The 19363-nt window shown below is 73.3% G+C and carries 16 protein-coding genes and 2 tRNA genes; 14 read left to right on the top strand and 4 right to left on the bottom strand.

Annotation, left to right across the window (positions count from 1 at the left end):
* Positions 1-294 precede the first annotated feature (294 nt).
* Positions 295-1533 (bottom strand): PucR family transcriptional regulator, encoded by a 1239-nt coding sequence (locus ACWGJ2_RS38470; RefSeq protein ID WP_453351041.1) that lies wholly within the window; start codon positions 1531-1533, stop codon positions 295-297.
* 2 nt (positions 1534-1535) lie between these two features.
* Positions 1536-1787 carry a hypothetical protein gene (locus ACWGJ2_RS38465; protein ID WP_453351040.1) on the bottom strand — a complete coding sequence of 84 codons (252 nt, stop codon included), beginning with the start codon at positions 1785-1787 and terminating at the stop codon, positions 1536-1538.
* A gap of 227 nt (positions 1788-2014) precedes the next feature.
* Between ACWGJ2_RS38465 and ACWGJ2_RS38460 the strand changes: the two genes are divergently transcribed.
* From ACWGJ2_RS38460 to ACWGJ2_RS38410, 11 genes are all read left to right on the top strand, one after another.
* The gene (locus ACWGJ2_RS38460; protein ID WP_453351039.1) at positions 2015-2995 is read left to right on the top strand and encodes a DUF3068 domain-containing protein; all 981 of its coding nucleotides are present in this window, start codon (positions 2015-2017) and stop codon (positions 2993-2995) included.
* Between the two features lie 331 nt (positions 2996-3326).
* Positions 3327-4709: a glycosyltransferase family 4 protein gene (locus ACWGJ2_RS38455; RefSeq protein ID WP_453351038.1), complete on the top strand. Its 1383-nt coding sequence runs from the start codon at positions 3327-3329 to the stop codon at positions 4707-4709.
* Between the two features lie 7 nt (positions 4710-4716).
* Positions 4717-5445, top strand: a complete 729-nt coding sequence (locus ACWGJ2_RS38450) for a class I SAM-dependent methyltransferase (protein ID WP_453351037.1) — start codon at positions 4717-4719, stop codon at positions 5443-5445.
* Positions 5442-10031 (top strand): alpha-(1->3)-arabinofuranosyltransferase domain-containing protein, encoded by a 4590-nt coding sequence (locus ACWGJ2_RS38445; protein WP_453351036.1) that lies wholly within the window; start codon positions 5442-5444, stop codon positions 10029-10031. The genes ACWGJ2_RS38450 and ACWGJ2_RS38445 overlap by 4 nt, the downstream gene beginning before the upstream one ends.
* Entirely contained in the window at positions 10028-11428 is a 1401-nt protein-coding gene (locus ACWGJ2_RS38440) for a condensation protein (protein WP_453351035.1), read from the top strand. Before ACWGJ2_RS38445 ends, ACWGJ2_RS38440 begins: the two co-directional genes overlap by 4 nt.
* Positions 11429-11901: 473 nt before the next feature.
* Positions 11902-12618, top strand: a complete 717-nt coding sequence (locus ACWGJ2_RS38435) for a class I SAM-dependent methyltransferase (protein ID WP_453351042.1) — start codon at positions 11902-11904, stop codon at positions 12616-12618.
* A complete protein-coding gene (locus ACWGJ2_RS38430) occupies positions 12618-13688 on the top strand; it encodes a DMT family transporter (protein WP_453351034.1) in 1071 nt (356 codons plus the stop codon). The genes ACWGJ2_RS38435 and ACWGJ2_RS38430 overlap by 1 nt, the downstream gene beginning before the upstream one ends.
* On the top strand, positions 13669-13923 hold the full coding sequence (locus tag ACWGJ2_RS38425) for a Trm112 family protein (protein WP_453351033.1): 255 nt from the start codon (positions 13669-13671) through the stop codon (positions 13921-13923). The genes ACWGJ2_RS38430 and ACWGJ2_RS38425 overlap by 20 nt, the downstream gene beginning before the upstream one ends.
* Complete coding sequence (locus tag ACWGJ2_RS38420) at positions 13920-14735, top strand: FkbM family methyltransferase (RefSeq protein WP_453351032.1); 816 nt, start codon at positions 13920-13922, stop codon at positions 14733-14735. Before ACWGJ2_RS38425 ends, ACWGJ2_RS38420 begins: the two co-directional genes overlap by 4 nt.
* 49 nt (positions 14736-14784) lie before the next feature.
* On the top strand, positions 14785-15918 hold the full coding sequence (locus ACWGJ2_RS38415) for a DNA polymerase III subunit beta family protein (protein WP_453351031.1): 1134 nt from the start codon (positions 14785-14787) through the stop codon (positions 15916-15918).
* A complete protein-coding gene (locus ACWGJ2_RS38410) occupies positions 15915-16424 on the top strand; it encodes a hypothetical protein (protein WP_453351030.1) in 510 nt (169 codons plus the stop codon). The genes ACWGJ2_RS38415 and ACWGJ2_RS38410 overlap by 4 nt, the downstream gene beginning before the upstream one ends.
* 5 nt (positions 16425-16429) lie before the next feature.
* Here the strand turns inward: ACWGJ2_RS38410 and ku are convergent, their stop codons facing one another.
* Positions 16430-17491, bottom strand: a complete 1062-nt coding sequence (gene ku / locus ACWGJ2_RS38405) for a non-homologous end joining protein Ku (RefSeq protein WP_453351029.1) — start codon at positions 17489-17491, stop codon at positions 16430-16432.
* 30 nt (positions 17492-17521) lie between these two features.
* Between ku and ligD the strand changes: the two genes are divergently transcribed.
* Positions 17522-18427, top strand: a complete 906-nt coding sequence (gene ligD, locus ACWGJ2_RS38400) for a non-homologous end-joining DNA ligase (protein WP_453351028.1) — start codon at positions 17522-17524, stop codon at positions 18425-18427.
* A gap of 96 nt (positions 18428-18523) precedes the next feature.
* Here ligD and ACWGJ2_RS38395 read toward each other — a convergent pair whose 3' ends face one another.
* Positions 18524-18823, bottom strand: a complete 300-nt coding sequence (locus tag ACWGJ2_RS38395) for a YtxH domain-containing protein (protein WP_453351027.1) — start codon at positions 18821-18823, stop codon at positions 18524-18526.
* A 156-nt stretch (positions 18824-18979) separates the two neighbouring features.
* Between ACWGJ2_RS38395 and ACWGJ2_RS38390 the strand changes: the two genes are divergently transcribed.
* Positions 18980-19052: transfer RNA gene (locus ACWGJ2_RS38390), tRNA-Asn, on the top strand.
* Positions 19053-19241: 189 nt separating this feature from the next.
* Positions 19242-19315, top strand: a tRNA-Ile gene (locus tag ACWGJ2_RS38385).
* Positions 19316-19363 lie beyond the last annotated feature (48 nt).

Here is a 19363-nt window from a genome sequence, read left to right as displayed (position 1 = left end):
GGTCGAGAAAGTCACCGGCCGAGAGGCGACGACGAAAGCTTCACGCCGAGGAGACACCCCACCGCGGCACCGGACACCCCCCCCACCCACACACCCACAGCCCCAACGGAAACCCGGAATCACGCGGCGCCAGCCGCAACGCACCGCAACCACACGCCGCGCCGAAGCCACCCACCCGCACCCGGAAAACAACGGCGAACCCGCGAAAACCCAGCGCGGGACCCTGCGACACCCACCACACCGGCGAACCGTCCCGCGCAACACCCCCGGCGAACAGGGCAACCCCCGCCGGGGCTAGCGGAGTTCGCCGCGGAGGCGCATTGCGCGGAGGACCAGTTCCAGCTCGAAGCGTAGGTCGGGATCGTCGATGTCGTCGCCCCACAGCTCACGGATCTGCCGCAACCGATACCGCACCGTCTGCGGATGCACCCCGAGCCGCCCGGCGACCTCGGGCGCCCCACCCCGCGTCTCCAGCCAGGCGAGCAGCGTCTCGGAGAGCCGACGGCTGTGCGTGGGCCCGCAGTCCGCGAGGGGGGCGAGTCTGCGCCGGGTGAGCCCGTCGATGAGTTCCTCGGGCGGCAGCAGCACGAGCGCCTCCGTGTGCTCGGTGCAGTACAGCAACTGCCCACCCGGCAGCAGCCCGCGCTCCATGAGCGCGACGGCCGCCTGCGCCCAGCGCAGCGACTTCGCCGCCTGGGTGACCGGCACGGGCGGCCCGACCGCGCCGGCCCACCCGGCGGTGGCCCGCCGTAGGAGGTCGAAGCGGCCCGGCGCCTCGGGCTCGGGCACCACCATGCGGGGCTGTTCGCAGTCCATGTCGAGCAGCACCTCGTCGCCGACGGCGGGCGGCACGGCCGAGCGTGCGGGGCGTACGAGGACGCCGACGGCGACCGTGCGCGGCACCGGCCATCCGATGCGCGCGGCGCGGTCGGCGAGCAGGTCGCTGGGGTCGGCGGCGCCGTTGGCCGTCGCCCTGTGGTGGTCGGAGAGCAGCAGGTCGAGCAGCCGCCGCTGGAGCCGCAGGCGTTCGCCCGCCTGCCGCGCAGCGGCCTCCGCGTAGCCGCGTACGGACTCGGCGACCAGGCCGTCCAGGTACTGGAAGCCGGACTCGGCCAGTTCGTACATGGCGGGCGGCGGGATCTCCATCTGGGTGCCGATCTCGGCGAGCCTGCGCCAGGCGAGGCGGATGCCGAGCCGGTAGATGGCCTGGAGCGAGTCGAGGCTGCGGCCCTGCTGGACCTCGCCCCGGCCGAATTCCTGGAAGACCTGCGGCGGCACGTGCGGGCGGTCCATGCCCGTCGACAGGTGCTCGACGAAGTGTTCCAGCGCGCGGCGGATGCCGATGAGGGCCATGGGTTCGCCCGACTCGTCGACGACGAGCGGCAGCCCCGGGTACTCGCGGCGGATCGCGCGCAGGATGTCCTCCGCGAGCACGGGCACCTCGGCGAGGGCCCGTTCGGCGAACCGCCGGATGCGCAGCGGCGGTACGTCCTGCCAGGCGGAGCGCGCCGAGGTGGACACGGGCGTCGCCACGCTCACTCCCCCGCGTCGGACTCGGCGGCGGAGGAGGACGAGGACGAGGCGGACGGGGAGGGTGAGGGTGAGGCGGACTCCGACGGCGAAGACGTCGTGGACGGCGTCGCGTTGGGGGACGAGCGGAAGTGCACGAGCGGCACGTTCGGCTGCTCGGGAGTCGCGTTCAGCGCGGCGACGATCCCCAGCGCTGCGGCGACCGCGAGGACCGCGGCGACGACGCAGGTGAGCCCTGCGGCAAGGAGTCTGTGCATGACGCGGCGAACCTCTCGTCGTGGTGCCGTGAATGCGCACCGGCCCCGCCCCAGGGCCGACCCCTCTGTGGTTGCCGAGTGTCGAAGAAGCATTGACGGCGTGTCAAGACTCCGCCTACGGTTTCCGCCCCATACGGAGCCTTCACGGTCTTCACCTCGCTTCTTCGAACGCGCACTGCCGCAACGCGGCCCGATACCGCACCACTTCACACCCGGAGTGCACCGAAATGCGCCGTTCCGCCTCTCCGCTCTCCCTTGTCCTCCTGGGCCTCGGGGTTTTCCTGCTCGTCCTCGCGCCGATGCTCGCCTGGTACGTCGAGCCACGCGCCAAGCGCACCCCCACCGACATCAACATGACCTCGGTCTTCACGGGCAAGGGCAAGTACTTTGACCAGGAAGACCTCAAGACCAAGGATGACCAGAAACTCACTGTCACCCGTCGCGTCCTGGGCGATGTCGCCGCGAGCGAGAAGAGCGGCCGGGCGGTATGGGACGTGTCGCAGACCATCGACAACCCGACGACGCGCAAGCTCGACGATCCACGCCAGGCGTTCCAGTGGACGACCGAACGCTGGGTCACCGACCGCGAGACGAACCTCCCGGTGCGCTGCTGCAAGCTGAAGCCCGCGAACACCTCGGGCGAGGCGTATCTGAAGTGGCCCTTCGACGTGGAGCAGCGCACCTACAACTGGTGGGACAGCAACCTCGGCGCCACCGTCCCGCTGCGCTACGCGGGCCGCGAGAAGGTCGAGGGCTACGAGGGGCTGCGTTTCGAGGGCACCGTGGAGCCGTCCAGGGCGGGCACCCGGCAGGTGCCGGGGATGCTGGTGGACCGGCCGGAGAGCGGGCAGGTGCAGGCCGAGGAGTGGTACGCGAACTCCGGTCTTGAGTTCGTCGTGGACGAGCGCACCGGGCGCATCCTCGACGCCACGACGGGCCCCGAGGTGACGCTGCGCGCCCCCGGCGGCGAGAAGGACGAGGTCACGCTGCTCCAGAGCGACGCGCTGGAGTTCGACAAGGCGACCCGGCGCGAGGCCGTCGAGCTGGCAAAGGCGGACAACGACAAGCTGGAGCTGGTCGGGGCGACAGCGCCGCTCGGGGCCACCGTCCTGGGTGTGCTGCTCGCGGCGGCCGGGACGGTCCTGCTCGTACGGGGAGGACGGGAGGAGCGGGGCGGACGGGGAAGTCGGCGGAAGGGGGAAGTGTGACCCCGGCATGTGCGGCCGACCGGACGCGGCGCACTCACGAGAGCGCGAAGTGATGAAGCGTCAGTCCGTTTACGCCCCGAAATTGTCACCCCCGTGAGTAGCCCTGGCACCAAGGCGCGGCGAACACTGAGCCTTCCAACGCGCACCGCCCCCGCACCGCCCCTCGCAGGACACGCACGACCGGCACAATCCCGCCGGGTCCGCCCCACGGCCCGCGCGGATCACGCAGGTTCCGCAGCCCCCACACGTACCGCACGCACCGCTCGCAATGCCCGTACCGCGTACCGCACGTACCGCCCGTACCGCACCCTGAGAACGAGTTGGAGCACCGATGCCCCAGCACGTACGACCCTCCCTGGTCCCCCCACGTGGCGTGCACGTCCCCACCGCACAGGCAGCGCCCGCACACACCGCCGCGCACACCACCGCACAGCCACCAGCACAGACGCCGCGGCGGCAGCGCACCGTCGAGCCAGGGTCCCCCCGACGCATCGTCTTCCTCGCCAGACGCGACCTCGGAAACCCCGCAGCCGGCGGATCCGAGCTGCTGATCGACCGCATCGCCGACGGCCTCACGGCCCACGGCCACCAAGTGACCCTGCTGTGCGGCGGACCCGCCGCCTACCGCGACTACCGCGTCGTGTCGGCGGGCGGCGACGCGGACCACTTCCTGCGCGCCCGCCGCGCGTTCGCCCGTCAGGTGGGCGACTGCGATCTGCTCGTCGAGGTCTGCAACGGCATGCCCTACCTCGCGCCGCTGTGGCACCGGGGGCCGACGCTGTGCTTCGTTAACCACGTGCACACCGACCTGTGGGGCATGCGCTACCCGGCACCCGCTGCCCGCCTCGGCCGCCGTCTCGAACACTGGGCGCTGGCCAGCAACCACCGCGACAACCTCAAGGTCGCCGTCTCCGGCTCCACCGCCGAGGCGCTGCGCGAACTGGGCGTGCCGGGCGACGAGATCCGCATCGTGCACAACGGCGTCGAGGAGCCGGGCCCCCTGTTGCCCAAGTCCCCCGAGCCGCTGTTCCTGGCGATGGGGCGGCTCGTGGAGTACAAGCGCGTCGACCTCCTCCTACGCCTGTGGGAGCGGGTGCGGCCCGTGACCGGCGGCAGGCTCGTCATCGTCGGCGAGGGGCCTGAGCGGGCCCGGCTCGAAGCGATGGCGGGGCCTGACGTCACCTTCAGCGGGCATGTGACGGAGGCCGAGAAGCACCGGCTGCTCTGCCAGTCCTGGCTGCTGCTGCACCCCTCGCTGGTGGAGGGGTGGGGGCTGGTCGTCACCGAGGCCGCCGCGCGCGGCACGCCCGCCGTCGGCTTCGACATCCCCGGGCTCCGCGACTCCGTCGAGCACGGTGTGACGGGTCTGCTGGCGGGCGGTGACAGTTCCTTCGCCGCGCACTGGTGCGCGCTCGCGCTGTCCGCCACCCGTCGCGAGGCGCTGGGCGCGGCGGCCGAGCGCAGGGCGGCCCGCTTCCGCTGGGCGAACACGGTGCGCGCGTTCCGCGCCGTAGCGGCCGAGGCGTACGCCCGCTCCCACCGGTCCCCGGTGCCACCGCTCCCCGCCGCGCCCGCGAACCCCGCGCCCGCGCCCGTCCTCGCCTCCACCGTGCGGGCCACCCCCACAACCGCGCCCGCACTCACCCCGTCCCCCACTCCCGCTCCCGCCGACCGGCCGGTGCAGAGACGAGCAGAGCACTTCAAGGGGCGGTGAGCGGGCTTTGCGGGATCCCTCCATCAGAAGATCGGTCGCCCTCTTCCGCGCCTTCATGCGCGAGCAGGAGGACCCGGAGCACTGCTACGGCCTGCTCGCGCGCGACGCCGCCGCGCAGGTCGAGCGCTATGTGCCCCTGGCGGGCGCGACGGTGGTCGACGTGGGCGGCGGCAGCGGGCACTTCACCGAGGAGTTCCGGCGGCGCGGAGCGCAGAGCTTCCTCTTCGAGCCGGACCTGCGCGAACTGCGCGCGCGGGGCCGCGTCCCCGAGGGCGCTGTCGTCGCCGACGGCTATCTGCTGCCGCTGGCCGACGGCGCCGCCGACGTGTGCTTCACCTCCAATGTGCTGGAGCACGTCGCCGATCCGCGCACCTTCCTCTCCGAGCTGGTGCGCGTCACCCGCCCCGGCGGGCTGATCTACGTCTCCTTCACCAACTGGTACTCCCCGTGGGGCGGTCACGAGATGGCCCCCTGGCACTACCTCGGCCACGAACGCGCCCGCGCCCGCTACCGCAGGCGCACGGGGCACGAGGCCAAACACGCCCTCGGCGAGAACCTCTTCGCCGTGCACATCGGGCCCACCCTCCGCCAGGTACGGGCCCGCGAGGACGTCAGCGTCGTCGCGGCCCGGTCCCGCTACTGGCCCTTCCTCGCGAGCGCCGTCACCCGCGTACCGGGCCTGCGCGAGTTCGCCACCTGGAACCTCCTCCTCATCCTCCGGCGGTGTCCCACATGACCACGACCGTCCAGGCACCACCCCAGACCCCCGGCGCGGCGCGCACGGCGGACCCGGCGCCGCCGCCCGAGCCGCCGCGCGGCAAGCGCTGGCTCTTCGGGTTCTGGGCGGTCGTGTTCGTCGCCTTCCTGGCCAAGTCGCCCGGGAAGACGACCTTCGAGACCAAGCTCGGGGTGGCCACCGACCCCTGGCAGTTCCTCGGCGACCTCGGCGGGCTGTGGCACGACCGCGCGGGCTTCGGCGGGATCGCCGACCAGTACATCGGCTACCTCTTCCCGATGCTCCCGTACTACGCCCTCACCGACCTGCTCCAGATCCCCACCTGGCTGGCCGAGCGGCTGTGGCTGTCGCTCGTCGTGGCGACGGCTTTCTGGGGGGCGCTGCGGCTGGCCGAGCGGTTCGGCGTCGGCTCGCGCGCGACCCGGCTGCTGGGCGCGGCCGTCTACGCGCTGTGGCCGACGTTCACCATCGTCGTCGGCTCCACCTCGGCCGCCGCGCTCACCGGCGCCGTGCTGCCCTGGGTGCTGCTGCCCCTGACGTCCACGACCGCGACGCCCAGGGTGGCCGCTGCCCGCTCCGCGCTGCTGATCCCCTTCATGGGCGGCGTCAACGCGGCGTCCACGCTGGCCGCGCTGCTCCCGGCCGGGCTGTACCTCGTCACCCGCACCGGGCGCAGACGTACGGCGCTGCTCGCCTGGTGGCTGCCCGGGGTGGTGCTGGCGACGCTGTGGTGGACGGTGCCGCTGGTGCTGCTCGGGGTGTACGGCGAGGACTTCATGCCGTACGTCGAGAGCGCCCACACCACCACCGGCACCATGTCGGCGGCCGAGATGCTGCGGGGCGCGGGCAACTGGACCGCGTACCTCAACTTCGGCGAGCCCTGGCTGCCCGCGGGCTGGACCGTCGTCACCAGCGTCCTGGCGATCCTGGGCGGCGCCCTCGCCGCGGCGCTCGGCCTCGCGGGGCTCGCCCGTCGCGACGTGCCCGAGCGCCGCTGGCTGGTGCTCACCGTGCTGACGGTCGCGGGCATCATGCTCGCCGGGTACGGGGGCGCGCTGGGCGCGCCCTTCGCCGACGGGGTGCAGGCGTGGCTGGACGGGTGGCTGCGGCCGTTCCGCAACATCTACAAGTTCCAGCCGGGGCTCGCCCTCGCGCTCGCCTTCGGCCTCGCCCATCTGACGGCGCTGGCCGCGCGCACCGAGGGCGTGCGCCCGATGCGGGGGCGGCGGCTGCTGCCCGCCGTCGCGGCGCTGGTGGTGCTGCCGGGTCTCGCGCTGCCGTACGTGAACGGGAACGTGCTCCAGCCCGGCGCCTTCGAGAAGCTCCCTGACCACTGGAAGCAGACCGCGAGCTGGCTGGAGGACCACTCGCCCGACAGCCGCGCCTATGTCACCCCCGCCACCGCGCACGGCGTCTACACCTGGGGCTCCCCCATCGACCAGCCCCTGGACGTGCTCGCCGACTCCGCCTGGGCGCAGCGCGACTACGTCCCGTTCGGCACTCCGGGCAACCGGCGCGCCATGGACGCCGTCGAGCAGTCGCTCACCACCGGCGGCGAGGTCCCCGGGCTGTCCGCCTACCTGGCCCGCGCCGGGCTGCACTACGTCGTCGTACGCGGCGATCTCGACCCCGACCAGGTCGGCTACGTGCCCCCGCAGACCGTCAAGCGCACCCTGGAGATGTCCGGCTACCAGAAGGTGAAGAGCTTCGGGCCCACCCTCACCATGGGCCGCATCCCCGAGGAGACCCCGCTCCAGGTCGCGGGCCTCTACCCGCGCGAGCGCGCCGTCGAGATCTACGCGCCCGAGGACACCCCGCGCCCGGCCGAGGTGGACGCGAAGGCCGTCGCCGACACCGTGCGCGTCAGCGGCGGGCCCGAGTCGCTGCTCCAGTTGTCGGCCGACCCGGCGGTGGCCGAGCGCCCCAGCGTGCTGACCGGCGACAACCATCCGGGCCTCGCGTCGCCGCCGCTCCAGGTCCAGGCCGACGGACTGCGGCGCGCCGACACCCGGTTCGGGCTGGTCAACACCAACACCTCGTACACGTACACCGCGGACGAGCGGAACCACCCCGACAGCCTCCAGAATCCGGGCGAGAAGCCCAAGCAGATCCTGCCGACGCAGGGCACCGGGCACCAGACTGTGTCCACGCTGCGCGGCGCGAAGTCCGTGACCGCGTCCAGCAGCGGCAACTGGCTCTTCCACCTGCCCCAGTACGACCCGGCGAACGCCTTCGACGGCAATCCCGACACCGCCTGGGCCGAGGGCAGCGCGGGTGACGCGGAGGGGCAGTGGCTGCGGATCGGCTTCGAGAAGAAGACGGACGTGCCCTCCTCGATCGAGGTGACCCCGCTGCCGTCCGACGCGACCCGCGCCGCGCCCACCAGCGTGCGCGTGGAGACGGAGCACGGCAGGAGGACCAGCCCGCTGCGCACGGACGGCTCGAAGCAGAAGGTCAAGGCGCCCAAGGGCGCGGCCGACTGGATGAAGATCACCATCGAGGGGGCGCAGAACCCCAGGCCGGGGCTGTCGGGCGTGGGCTTCTCGGAGATCGACGTGCCGGACGCCGACGTACAGGTCACGCGGCTGCTGAAGCTGCCCGCCGACGCGGAGCGCGCGCAGGCGACCGACAAGGCGGACGGCGAGATCGTCTCGCTGCACCGCGGCAGCGACCCCGGCGGCCTCTCGCCCGCCGCGTCGGAGACCGGGCTGCACCGCCAGTTCAGCACCGGGGACGACGGCGAGTACGACATCACCGCGCGCGCCCTGCCCGTCGCCAGCGGCGAACTCGACCGGCTCCTCGACGAGGTGGCCCCGGGATCGCGCGACCGCATCACCGCCTCCGCCGACTCCACGGCCCGCACCGGCACCTCGCTCAGCGCCCGCAACCTGGTCGACGGCGACCTGACCACGGCCTGGGTCGCCGGGGACAAGGCGACGGTGCATCTGAGCTGGCCGGGCAAGAAGGAGATCAGCGAACTGGTCCTCGCGGCGGCGGGCGGCATCTCGGCGCGCCCCGAAGAGGTCCGCATCAGCTCCCCCGACGGCGCCGCGACGGCGGGCGTCGACAAGAACGGCTGGGCCCGCTTCGAACCCATCACCACCGACGAGCTGACCATCACGGTCACCAAGACGAGGCCGCTGACGGTCCACAACCCCGTCGCCGACCGGAACCTCCAGCTCCCCGTCGGACTCAGCGAGGTGCACGTGCCCGCGCTGGAGGACCTGCGGGTGGGGCGGCCCGACGCGGACGAGGAGTTCGACCTGCCCTGCGGCCAGGGCCCGATGCTCGCCGTCGACGGCACGCTGCACGCGACGAAGGCGTCCGGCAAGGTCCGCGACCTCACAGAGCGCCGGCCCGTCGACGTCGAACTGTGCGCGGCCGAGGCGAAGGACGGCAGCCTGGACCTGGACAAGGGGAACCACACCGTCGAGGCCGGGGACACCGGGCCACTGGCCGTCACCGATGTCACCCTCAGCAGGGGCGACGCCGCCTCGGCGGGCGAGGAGACGGATACCGAGCCGGACACGGAGCCGGGCACCGGCGCGACCGGGGACCCCGACCCCGGCGAGTCCCGCGAGGTGTCCGCGATCGACTGGACGGGCGACCGGCGCACCGTACGGGTCGGCGACGGCGCCGCCTCGTACCTCCAGATCCACCAGAACGTCAACGAGGGCTGGAAGGCCACGCTCAACGGCAAGGAACTGACCCCGCTGCGGCTCGACGGCTGGCAGCAGGGCTTCCTGGTACCGGCGGGCGAGAGCGGCGTCGTCGAGCTGGAGTACGGCCCCGCCCGCTGGTACGAGGGCGGGCTGATCGCGGCCGGTATCGGCATCCTCGCGCTGCTGGGGCTCGCGTTCGTCCGCAGGCGCGACGGCACCCCGCTGGGCGAGGAGGGCATGCTCCCGGCCCCCGGCTGGGTGCTGGGCACGGTCGCGGTGACGCTGGTCGTGGCGCTGATCTCCGGGCCCTACGCGCTGGTCGTCCTGGCCCTCGCGCTGCTGGCCAGGTTCCGCGCCGGGCTGCTGGTGCCGCTCGCGCTGGTGGCCATGGCGGGCGCGGGCATCGCCGTCGCGCTGGGCCCGGATACGGCGCTCACCGACGGCCGGGGCGCCTTCGGGCACCCGGCGCAGGCGCTGGCGCTGCTCGCGCTCGCGGCGGCGCTGGTCACGCTGCCGGTGCGGGAGGTTGAGACCGCGCCGGAGCCGAGGACGCCGATGTACGGGCCGCGGCCGCCCGAGTTCGATCCGGGGCCGCAGCAGGCGCAGCCGCTGCCCGCCGTACCGCCCGGTACCGGTGCTTACGGGCCGCAGCGGCCCGAGCCGGGGGCGGAGGCGGGGCCCGGGTCCGGGCCCGAGGGCGGGCCCGGTGCGGGGACGCCGCCGCCAGGGCCGCACCCCGGGCGCGGGCCCGGAAGCGCGAGCGGAAGCGGCGGGCCCGGAACCGGCGCCGAGCCTGGGCCCGGAACCGGAACCCGGGACCGCCCTGGCCCCGACACACCACCGCTGGGCACGACGCGCCCGCAGTCACCGCTGCCCAAGCGCCGTCGCCAGGCCCCAGAGCAGGGGGAGGAACCCACCCCATGACCGCACTCCAGTCCGCGCGGCACGGACTGCCAGGCCGACCGCCGGAGTCGGCGGGCACCGTCCCGTTCCCCACGGTGGACGAGATCACCCGGCACTGCCTGACCGACGACGAGCCGGAGACCGTCCACATCGAGATCCACCTGCCGCACCGGCCGGACCCCGACCGGCTGCGCGCCGCCGTCGGCGAGGCCCTGCGCCGCCACCCGCGCATCCTCATCCGGCAGGAGCCCACGCGCTGGTGGCACCGCCGCTACACCTGGCGGCTTACCGGCACCCCGGACACCGACCCCGTCTCCTATCCGGGCGGCACGCTGGAGGAGGGCCGCCGCCGCGCGCTGGCCGAGTGCCCGCCGCTGGACGCGTCCCCGCCCATCCGGATCGAGGTCGTCGAGCACGAGGGGCGCTGGGTCCTGCTGGTCACCATCAACCACACAGCCCTGGACGGCCCCGCCTGTCTGCGGGTGCTGGCCACGGCAGCCGAGCTGTACGGGGGCGCGGACAACTCCCCCGCGCCCCCGCCCGTACGCACGGCTACGGGCGGGGGCGCGGGCGGGAACGGGAGCGGCGAGGAGGACGCCGGGCCGCCGCCGGGACCCGCGACCTCGCCGTGGACGCGCCCCGCCCGTATCGCCGCCGACACCACCCACCCCGGAGCCGCGGGCAACGGCATGTTCATCGCCGACCTGCCCCTCCCGGCCCGCCCGCCGCGCGCACCGGGCAGGCGCAGCCCGTACACCGTCAACGACCAACTGCTCGTGGCCACCTGGATCATGTGCGCGCGCTGGAACCGGATGCACGAGCAGCCGGTGCGGCCCGTGCGGATCACCATGCCGGTGGACGACAGGCCGCGCACGGCGGAGATGCCGATCGGCAACGGGACACGGCTGGTGGAGGTCACCTTCGGGCCCGAGGAGCGCGAGGCGCACGAGACGCTGACGGCCTCCGGCGCGCCCGACCACCGCGCCATCGCCCGCATGCTCCGCGCGACCTCGGCCCGCACCCGCGCACTGAAGTCCGAGAACCGGCCCCAACTGGGTTTCGGCGGCGACCTGCTGACAAAACCGGTGCTTCCGGTCGGGGTGCGGGCCGCGTACGTACGGGGGCTGCGCAGCGCGGCCGGGCCCTGGGCCTCGACCACGCTGCTGTCCAACATCGGCCGCATCCCCTACCCGCTGGACTTCGGCGACGCGGGCCGCGCGCAGGCCGTGTGGTTCTCCGCACCGGGCAAGTCGCCGCGCGGGCTTTCCGTCACGACGGTCTCCACGGGCGGACGGCTCCAGCTCGCACTGCGCTGGACGCACGCCCGCCTCGACGACGCGGCGGGCCACAGCCTCGGCGCCCTCTTCGCCCGCTCCCTGGCCTCCACGGCCTACGCCCCCGACGAGGAGTACTCGTGACCCCGCCCCCCGGCACCGACGCCGGCCCCGGCACCGGTACGGGCCCCGCCGCAGAAACCGGCCCCGGCGCCCGTACCGGCACCGACGTCCCGGCGGGCGGCACGTCGGCGGGTACGGGCGGCGACGCGTCGGCGGGTGCGGACGGCAACCCATCGGCGAGCACGCGCAGCGATCCGTCGACGGCCACGCACAGCAACCCATCGGCGAGCACGCGCAGCGATCCGTCGACAGGCACGGGCGGCGGTCCGTCGGCGGGCACGCACAACAACCCATCGACGGTCACGCACAACGATCCGTCGACAGGCACAAGCAACGGCACGTCGACGGACACGGGCGACAGCACGTCGGCGGGTGCAGGCAGCAACCCGTCGACAGGCACAGGCAACAGCACATCGACGGACACGGGCGACAGCACGTCGGCCCCGTCGGCCCCGTCAGCCCCGCCGGCCGCATCCGCCGAAGCGCCTGACGGTCTGCGCGAGCTGTACGAGGATCCCGCGACGCCCGTCGCCTCGGGCCCCGACAGGTCGCGCCGTCAGGCGGCCGTTCTCGCGCGGGCCCTGCGCGGGTCCGCGGCGCCGCCCGTCATCCTGGACATCGGCTGCGGCGACGGCACGGCCGCGGCCACCGCGTCGTCGACGCTGGACGAGCTGCTGGGCCAGCACCGCCTCGTCGGCGTCGACTGGTCGCAGGACGCGCTGCGCCGCGCCTCGACGCGGCTGACCGCCGTACGCGGCGAACTCACCGCACCCGGCCTCCCGTTCGCCTCGGGCTCGGCGGACGCGGTCGTCTTCAGCGAGGTCATCGAGCACCTGGTGGACCCGGACGCGGCGCTGGACGAACTGCGCCGCGTCCTGCGCCCCGGCGGCCATCTGCTGCTGTCCACGCCGAACCTGGCCGCCTGGTACAACCGCGCCCTCCTGCTGGCCGGGACCCAGCCGGTCTTCTCCGAGGTGTCGCTGCGCGGCATACACGGCCGCCCCGGCTCCCAGGTCGTCGGCCATCTCCGCCTCTACACCGCGAAGGCGCTGCGCTCGCTGCTGCCCGCCTCCGGGTTCACCGTCGAGGGGATCACCGGGGCGCCGTACCACGATGTGCCGCGCCCCTTACGCCCGTTGGACCGGCTCGCGTGCCGGGCGCCCTCGCTGGCCTCGATCCTGCTCGTCCACGCGAGGAAGTCGGGGCACTGATGCTGTGGGGGGTCGCGGCGGCGCTGCTGGCCAACGTCCTCTTCAGCGCGGGCTTCGTCATCGAGAAGCGGGCGCTGTCCTCGCTGCCGCCGCTGTCCGCCGCACGTCCAGGGCAGGTCGTGGCGCATCTGCTGCGCAGCCCCCTGTGGCTGCTCGGGGCGATCTCACTGCTGCTCGGCTTCGCCGCGCAGCTCGCCGTCTACCGCACGCTGCCGCTCGTCGCCGCCCAGGGGCTGTTCGTCACGGGGCTGGTGATGCTCCTGCTGCTGTCGGCGCTCTTCCTCGGGGAGCGCTCCACCGGTCGGGAGCGGCAGGCGATGGTGGCGATCGTGGCCGCGCTGGTCATGATCGTCTTCTCGCTGCACGAGAGCACCGAGAAGATCAGCAAGCTGGCGCCGCTGCCCGTGCTGCTGGCCATCTGCCTCCCCTCCCTCGCCCTGGCGCTCGGCCTGTTCCTCTCCGCCGAGCGCCGCTCGCGCCGCCGCCACCGCCTGCCGACGGCGGGTGTGCCGTACGGGGTGGCCGTGGGCTTCCTCTACGGGGTGAGTTCGCTCGCCATCAAGGGTGCCGCCGGACTCATCGACGTGGCGGACGTCCCCGGCACGGCGATCGCGATGCTGACCTCGCCGTACCCGTACATCCTGCTCTTCACGGGCTCGACGGGGCTGATCCTCTCCCAGACCGCGCTCCAGCGGTGCAGGGCCTCGCTGATCGTGCCCGTGTGCACGACCGTCAACTTCCTCTTCGCCGTCGTCAGCGGCACCATCGCCTTCGCCGAGCCGCTGCCGGGCGAGCCCCTGCGGCTGGCGCTGCGGCTGGGCGGTGCTGCGCTGGCCGTCTCCGTCCTGCTGGCCCTTCCCCGTCACGACGAGCCGGCGCCGGAACCCGGCGCTGAGCCCGAACCCGAGTCCGATACGCCCCCGTCACCGGACCCCGGCACCACCGGAACCGAAGCCGAAGCCGGAACCGAAGCCAGAACCGGAACCGGAACCAGCACCGCCGACGCCCCGACCCCCCACCACCCCGAGCCCAGGAAAGGCAGCGGCCACCATGTCCACCCTCTCCCCTGACGACCCCCTCCTGAAGATCCTCGCCTGCCCCCTCGACAAGGGGCCGCTCGCTCTCCTCCAGCCCGAGGAGGCGCTCTACAACCCGCGCCTGCGCCGCCGTTACCCCATCGTCGACGGCATCCCCCAGCTCCTCCCCTCCTCCGGCGAACAGGTCGGCGACGAAGAGCACACCCAGCTCCTCAAGCGCATCGACCTCCCCGAGGACCCCGGGGGCCCCGAGGACTCCTCGTCATGACCCTGGCAGCCCGCCTCGCCCCCCACCTCCCGGCCCGCTTCGTCACCACGGCGACGGACCTGCTCTACCCACGCTTCGAACCGGAACTGCGCCGTCTCGCCGACTTCTGCCCGCCGTACGGCACGGCCGTCGACATCGGCGGCTGGTACGGGCCGTGGACGCGCCGCCTCTCCCAGCGCGCCGACCGCGTCGTCACCATCGAGCCCGTCCCCCACCTCGCGCGCGGGCTGCGCGCGACCACGCCCGCGAATGTCGAGGTGCTCCAGGCCGCCGCCACCGACCACGCGGGCCGGGCCACACTCTGGCTCCCCGCCGACGGCCGGGGCGACCGTGGCGTCTCCTCCCTCGTACGCAGGCGCGAGGTCCACGACACCGCACTCGACGTGCCCTGCCTCCCCGTGGACGAGCTGGCGCTGACCGAGGTCACGCTGCTGAAGATCGACGTCGACGGCAGCGAACTCGCCGTCCTGCACGGCGCCGAGCGCACGCTGCGACGCTTCGGCCCCGCGCTCTTCATCGAACTGGAGCTGCGCATCCAGCCCCTCTCCCCCGTCCTGGGTCTGCTGACGTCGCTGGGCTACACCGGCTGGGTGCTGCCCGAGCGGGACTGGGTGCCGCTGGCCTCCTTCGACCTCGCCTCCCACCAGCAGCGCACCGCGCACGTCGCCGAACACGGCCTGCTCCGCCGCTCCCTCGCGCCGAACCGCCGGCGCTACGTCAACTCCGTCCTCTTCCTCCCCGAAGGCCGCACCCCGGGGGACCCGGGGGACCCGGGGGACCCGGGAGACGGGCACGGGCACAGGACGCGTTGACGCGTTGACGCGTTGACCTTCAAGTGGGTCGAAGCCCAATGATGTGCGGGTGCCGCCTTCCGAACTGATGCCCATCGGGGTGTTCGCCCAGCGCAGTGGCCTGACCGCCAGCGCGCTGCGCTTCTACGCCGACTCGGGGCTGCTGCGTCCCGCCGAGACCGATCCCGCCTCGGGCTACCGCTACTACGGCGTCGGCCAGGTGGCGCGGGCGACCTCGCTCCGGGCGCTCCGCGAGATCACCATGCCCCTTCCCGCCGTCGCGGCCGTGCTCGAAGCGGAGCCCGGTGAAGCCTCCCGGCTGATCGACGAGCACGTCGCGAAGGTGCTCGGGGACGCGGCGGCGGTGCGGCGGAAGGCCGCCGCCATCAAGTCCTCGCTCGCCGACGCGTCCGGCGCGTCCGATGTACCCCGGGCGCCCGAAGCGCCCGGTGAGCCGATCGCCACGCTCATGGGCCCCGTGCTGGCCGACGCGGTCGAGCAGGTACTGGCCGCCACCGTCAGCAAGCCCGAGCTGCCGGTGCTGGGCGGCCTGCGCATGGAGGCCACCCCAGAGGCGCTCACGCTGACGGCGACGGACAGATACCGGCTCTCCACGCGCACCCTGGTGCCCGCCGAGCCGCCAACGAGGACGTGGGCCGCCACCGTCAGCGGCGACGAGCTGCGCACGGCGGTCGCCGAGGTCCGCCGCAGCGCACTGGTGCGCATCGAAGCGGCCCCGCACGGGATCCGGCTCCGCGTGGCCGACCGGGGCCGCCAGGACCCGCACTGCCGACTGCTGCCGCAGGAGTTCCCCGACCACAAGCTGCTGCTCGCCTCGCTGGACGAGGTCACCACCCGGGTGACGGTCGCGAAGGACGCGCTGCTGCGGGGACTGGAGGAGCACCCGGGCGAGCGCGTCACGCTCCAGGCGACCGGCGACGGCGTACGCGTCCTCCCCGCCGACGGCACCCTCCCCGGCACCCGTCCCGGAACCCTTCTCCCGGCGACCGTGACGGGCCGCGACCTCCTGATCCGGTTCGAGCTGACCACGCTCTACCCCGCCGTCAGCACCGCCATCGGCCCCGACGTGCTGCTCGACCTGCGCGGAAGCGACCAGCCCGGCACCGTCCGCTCCGCCGACCGGGGCGACCTCACCACTCTGGCCATGCCCGTCGGCCCACGAAACGGAGGCACATCCACATGACCGCCACCCCCGCCACCCCTGTCCCGGCCATGGAGGCCATCGGCCGAGCCGTCGCCGAGGGCCGGGCCGGGGATGCCGCGGGCGCCCGCGACCGGCTCCTGGCGCTGTGGACGTCGATCGGCGTCACCGGCGACGCCCTGCACCGCTGCACCCTCGCGCACTACCTGGCCGACCTCTACGAAGACCCCGCCCAGGCCCTGACCTGGGACGTTCGCGCCCTGGACGCCGCCGAAGCGGTGACCGAGCGGCGCGTCCAGGACCACCACGCCGGTCTGCGCGTCGCCGCCTTCTACCCGTCCCTGCACCTCAACCTCGCCGACAACTACCGTCGGCTCGGCTCCTTCGCCGCCGCCACCGCACACGTCGAACAGGCCGAGCGGCACGCCCCGCACCTCCCCCGGGACGCCTACGGCGACCTCATCCGCACCGCACTCCGGGAGGTCGCCGAGGCCATCGCCCGACGGGACACCGCCCGCCGCGCCTCCGCGCCAGGCCCCACCACCTGACGCGCTCAGGCCGACTTCTTCGTACGGGTGCGGGCGGTCTTCTTGGCTGCCGTCTTCTTGGCCGTCCCCTTGGCCGACGCGGTCTTCTTCGCGGACGCGGTCTTCTTGGCGGGGGCGCTCTTCTCCGCCGTCTTCTTGGCCGACGAAGCCGTCTTCTTCGCGGCCGTCTTCTTGCCGGTGCCCCTCCGGGAGGAGGACGAGGAGGACGAGGCCGACTTCTTCGCGCCGCGCTTGCTCGACAACTGGTGCACCGTCGCGTCCTCGTCCCCGCCGCCCTCGCCCCGCGACTTCTTGGCCGCCTGCACGCTGCTCTCCAGGACGGACATCAGGTCCACGACGTTGCCCTTGCCCGAGGAGGCGGGCGCCTTCTCGGCCGCCACGGCGGCGTCGCCGCCCTCGGCCTTGGCCTCAACGAGCCGCTCGACGGCCTCGCGGTACTCGTCGTGCAGTTCGTCCCAGTCCAGGTCACCGAGCGTGTCCATCAGCGTGTCAGCGAGGTCCAGCTCGGCGTCCCGCACGGTCACGTTCCCCTCGGGCGCGACCCCGCTCGCGCGGCGGATCTCGTCGGGCCACAGCATGGTGTGCAGCGCGAGCACGTCCTCGTAGACGCGCAGCATCCCCAGGCTCTCCCGCCCGCGCATCGCCAGCTTGGCGACGGCCACCCGCCCCGAGCGCTTCAGCGCCTCGCGCAGCAGCGCGTACGGCTTGGCGCCGCCCTGGCCGTCGACGGCGAGGTAGTAGGAGCGGTCGAGCTGGATCGGGTCGATGTCCTCGGCGGGCACGAAGCCGAGGATCTCGACGGTCTTCGCGGTCGGCAGGGGCAGCGCGGCCAGGTCCTCGTCCGTGAGCTGCACGGTCGTGCCGTCGTCGGTCTCGAACCCCTTGCCGATCTCCTCGCGCGGCACCTCCTCGCCCTCCAGCTCGCACACCTTGCGGTACCGGATGCGCCCGCCGTCGGTGACGTGGAGCTGGTGGAAGGAGACGCTGTGGTTCTCCGTCGCCGAGACCACCTTGATCGGGATCGTGACCAGGCCGAAGGATATGGACCCTTTCCAGATAGAACGCATCCTTTGTCCCTTCTGTGGGACTCTCAGGGTATGCCGTACACGGAGATCGAGGGCCACCGTCTCGCGCTCAGCAACCTGGACAAGGTGCTCTATCCGGCGTCCGGCTTCACCAAGGGGGAGGCCCTCCACTACTACGCCTCCGTCGCCGAAGCCCTCCTCCCCCACCTGCACGGCCGCCCCCTCTCCTTCTTCCGCTTCCCCGACGGCGTGGAGGGCGGCGGCTTCTTCGCGAAGAACGTCCCGCCCGGCGCCCCCGACTGGGTGACCACGGCCGAGGTCACCCACGTCAGCCGCGAACCGCTCCACCAGGTGCTGGTCGAGGACCTGGCGACGCTGGTGTGGGCGGCGAACATCGCGGCGCTGGAGCTGCACACCCCGCAGTGGCGCGTGGACCGCGCGGACCGCGCGGGCACCGGCAACCTCGCCGACCGCCTCGTCTTCGACCTGGACCCCGGCGAGGGCGCCACCCTCCTGGACTGCCGCACGGTCGCCCTGTGGATCCGCGACCGGCTCGCCGACGACGGCCTCACGGCCCTGCCCAAGACCTCGGGCGCCAAGGGCCTCCACCTGCTCGCCGCGATCACGCCGGCACCGTCCGCCGCCGCCTCGGCCTACGCCAAGAAGATCGCCGAGGAGGCGGAGGCGGCCCTTCCAGGGCTGGCGCTCAGCCGGATGACCAGGGCGCTGCGCAAGCGGAAGGTCTTCGTCGACCACTCCCAGAACGCCGCCGCCAAGACGACCGCCGCCCCGTACACGCTCCGCGCCAGGCCCCGCCCGACCGTCTCGGCGCCGGTCACCTGGGACGAGCTGGAGGCCGCGACGTCGCCGGACGAGCTGATCTTCCTCGCCCCCGGCCTCCCCGCCCGCCTGGAGCGGCACGGCGACCTCCTGGCCCCGCTCCTCACCCCGGCACACGCCCGCCCGCTCCCGGCGTAGCGCGACGCGGGAGCGGGCGGGAAGCGCGGGGTCCGCCGGAGCGTGACGCGCCCCTCACCGGGGAGGCATCACGTACCGCAGGTCACGTATTGCAGATCACGTATTGCTCGTCCCCCAGTCGTCGTCCAGCGGCGTACGCTGCCCCCGCAGGGACCGCACCCGGTCGCTGACCGAGTCGGGCAGCCGATGCCCGACCTTCTCGCTGACGACCCCGGCGGCCTTCGACGCGGCCTCGCGGCCGGTCTGCGCGGCGGACTCGGTGGCGTTACGGACCGCCGGGTTCTCGGCGACCCGGTGCGCCGCCTTCCGTAGCTGCTCATAACGCTCGCGACCGGCGCGTGTCCCGAGCACGTACCCCACGGCCAGTCCAGCGACGAACGTGAGCCGGTAGCGCATGGCTACACCCTTCTGTCGGTTCTCTCGATCCATGGATCTCTCGGTGCGGTGGGCCGTACCCATACCGATTTCGGAGTACCCCCTGGCATGCGCTAATGTATTGCTCGCAGCGAGGGAACGCCCCCGGGAACGGGTCGGCGGGTCCGAGCAGAGCGGTCCCGTGTAGCTCAATCGGCAGAGCAGCCGGCTGTTAACCGGCAGGTTACTGGTTCGAGTCCAGTCGCGGGAGCACAACCCGAAGGGCCCCATCAGGGGCCCTTTTTCTTTGCCCGGTACGACTGTTGGGCAATAGCGGGAACCGATCACCCCGTGATCGAAGTCCTCACCTGCGTACGACCACCCCCGGCGCGGGCGGCAGATCGTATGAGCAGCTATGCTGCGGCAGACACGGCGCGTACAGATGTACGCGCGCCGTTTCGGGGCGGTAGCTCAGCCGGTTAGAGCAGCGGACTCATAATCCGTCGGCCGTGGGTTCGAGTCCCACCCGCCCCACCTGCTGCCGCAGACGAAAAAACGAACTGACCTGCGGAAACGTAAGAG

It is taken from the genome of Streptomyces sp. NPDC054796 (genome assembly GCF_053611545.1).
The sequence above is the reverse complement of the archived record's forward strand: the minus strand, read 5'-3'. Positions and strand labels throughout refer to the sequence as shown.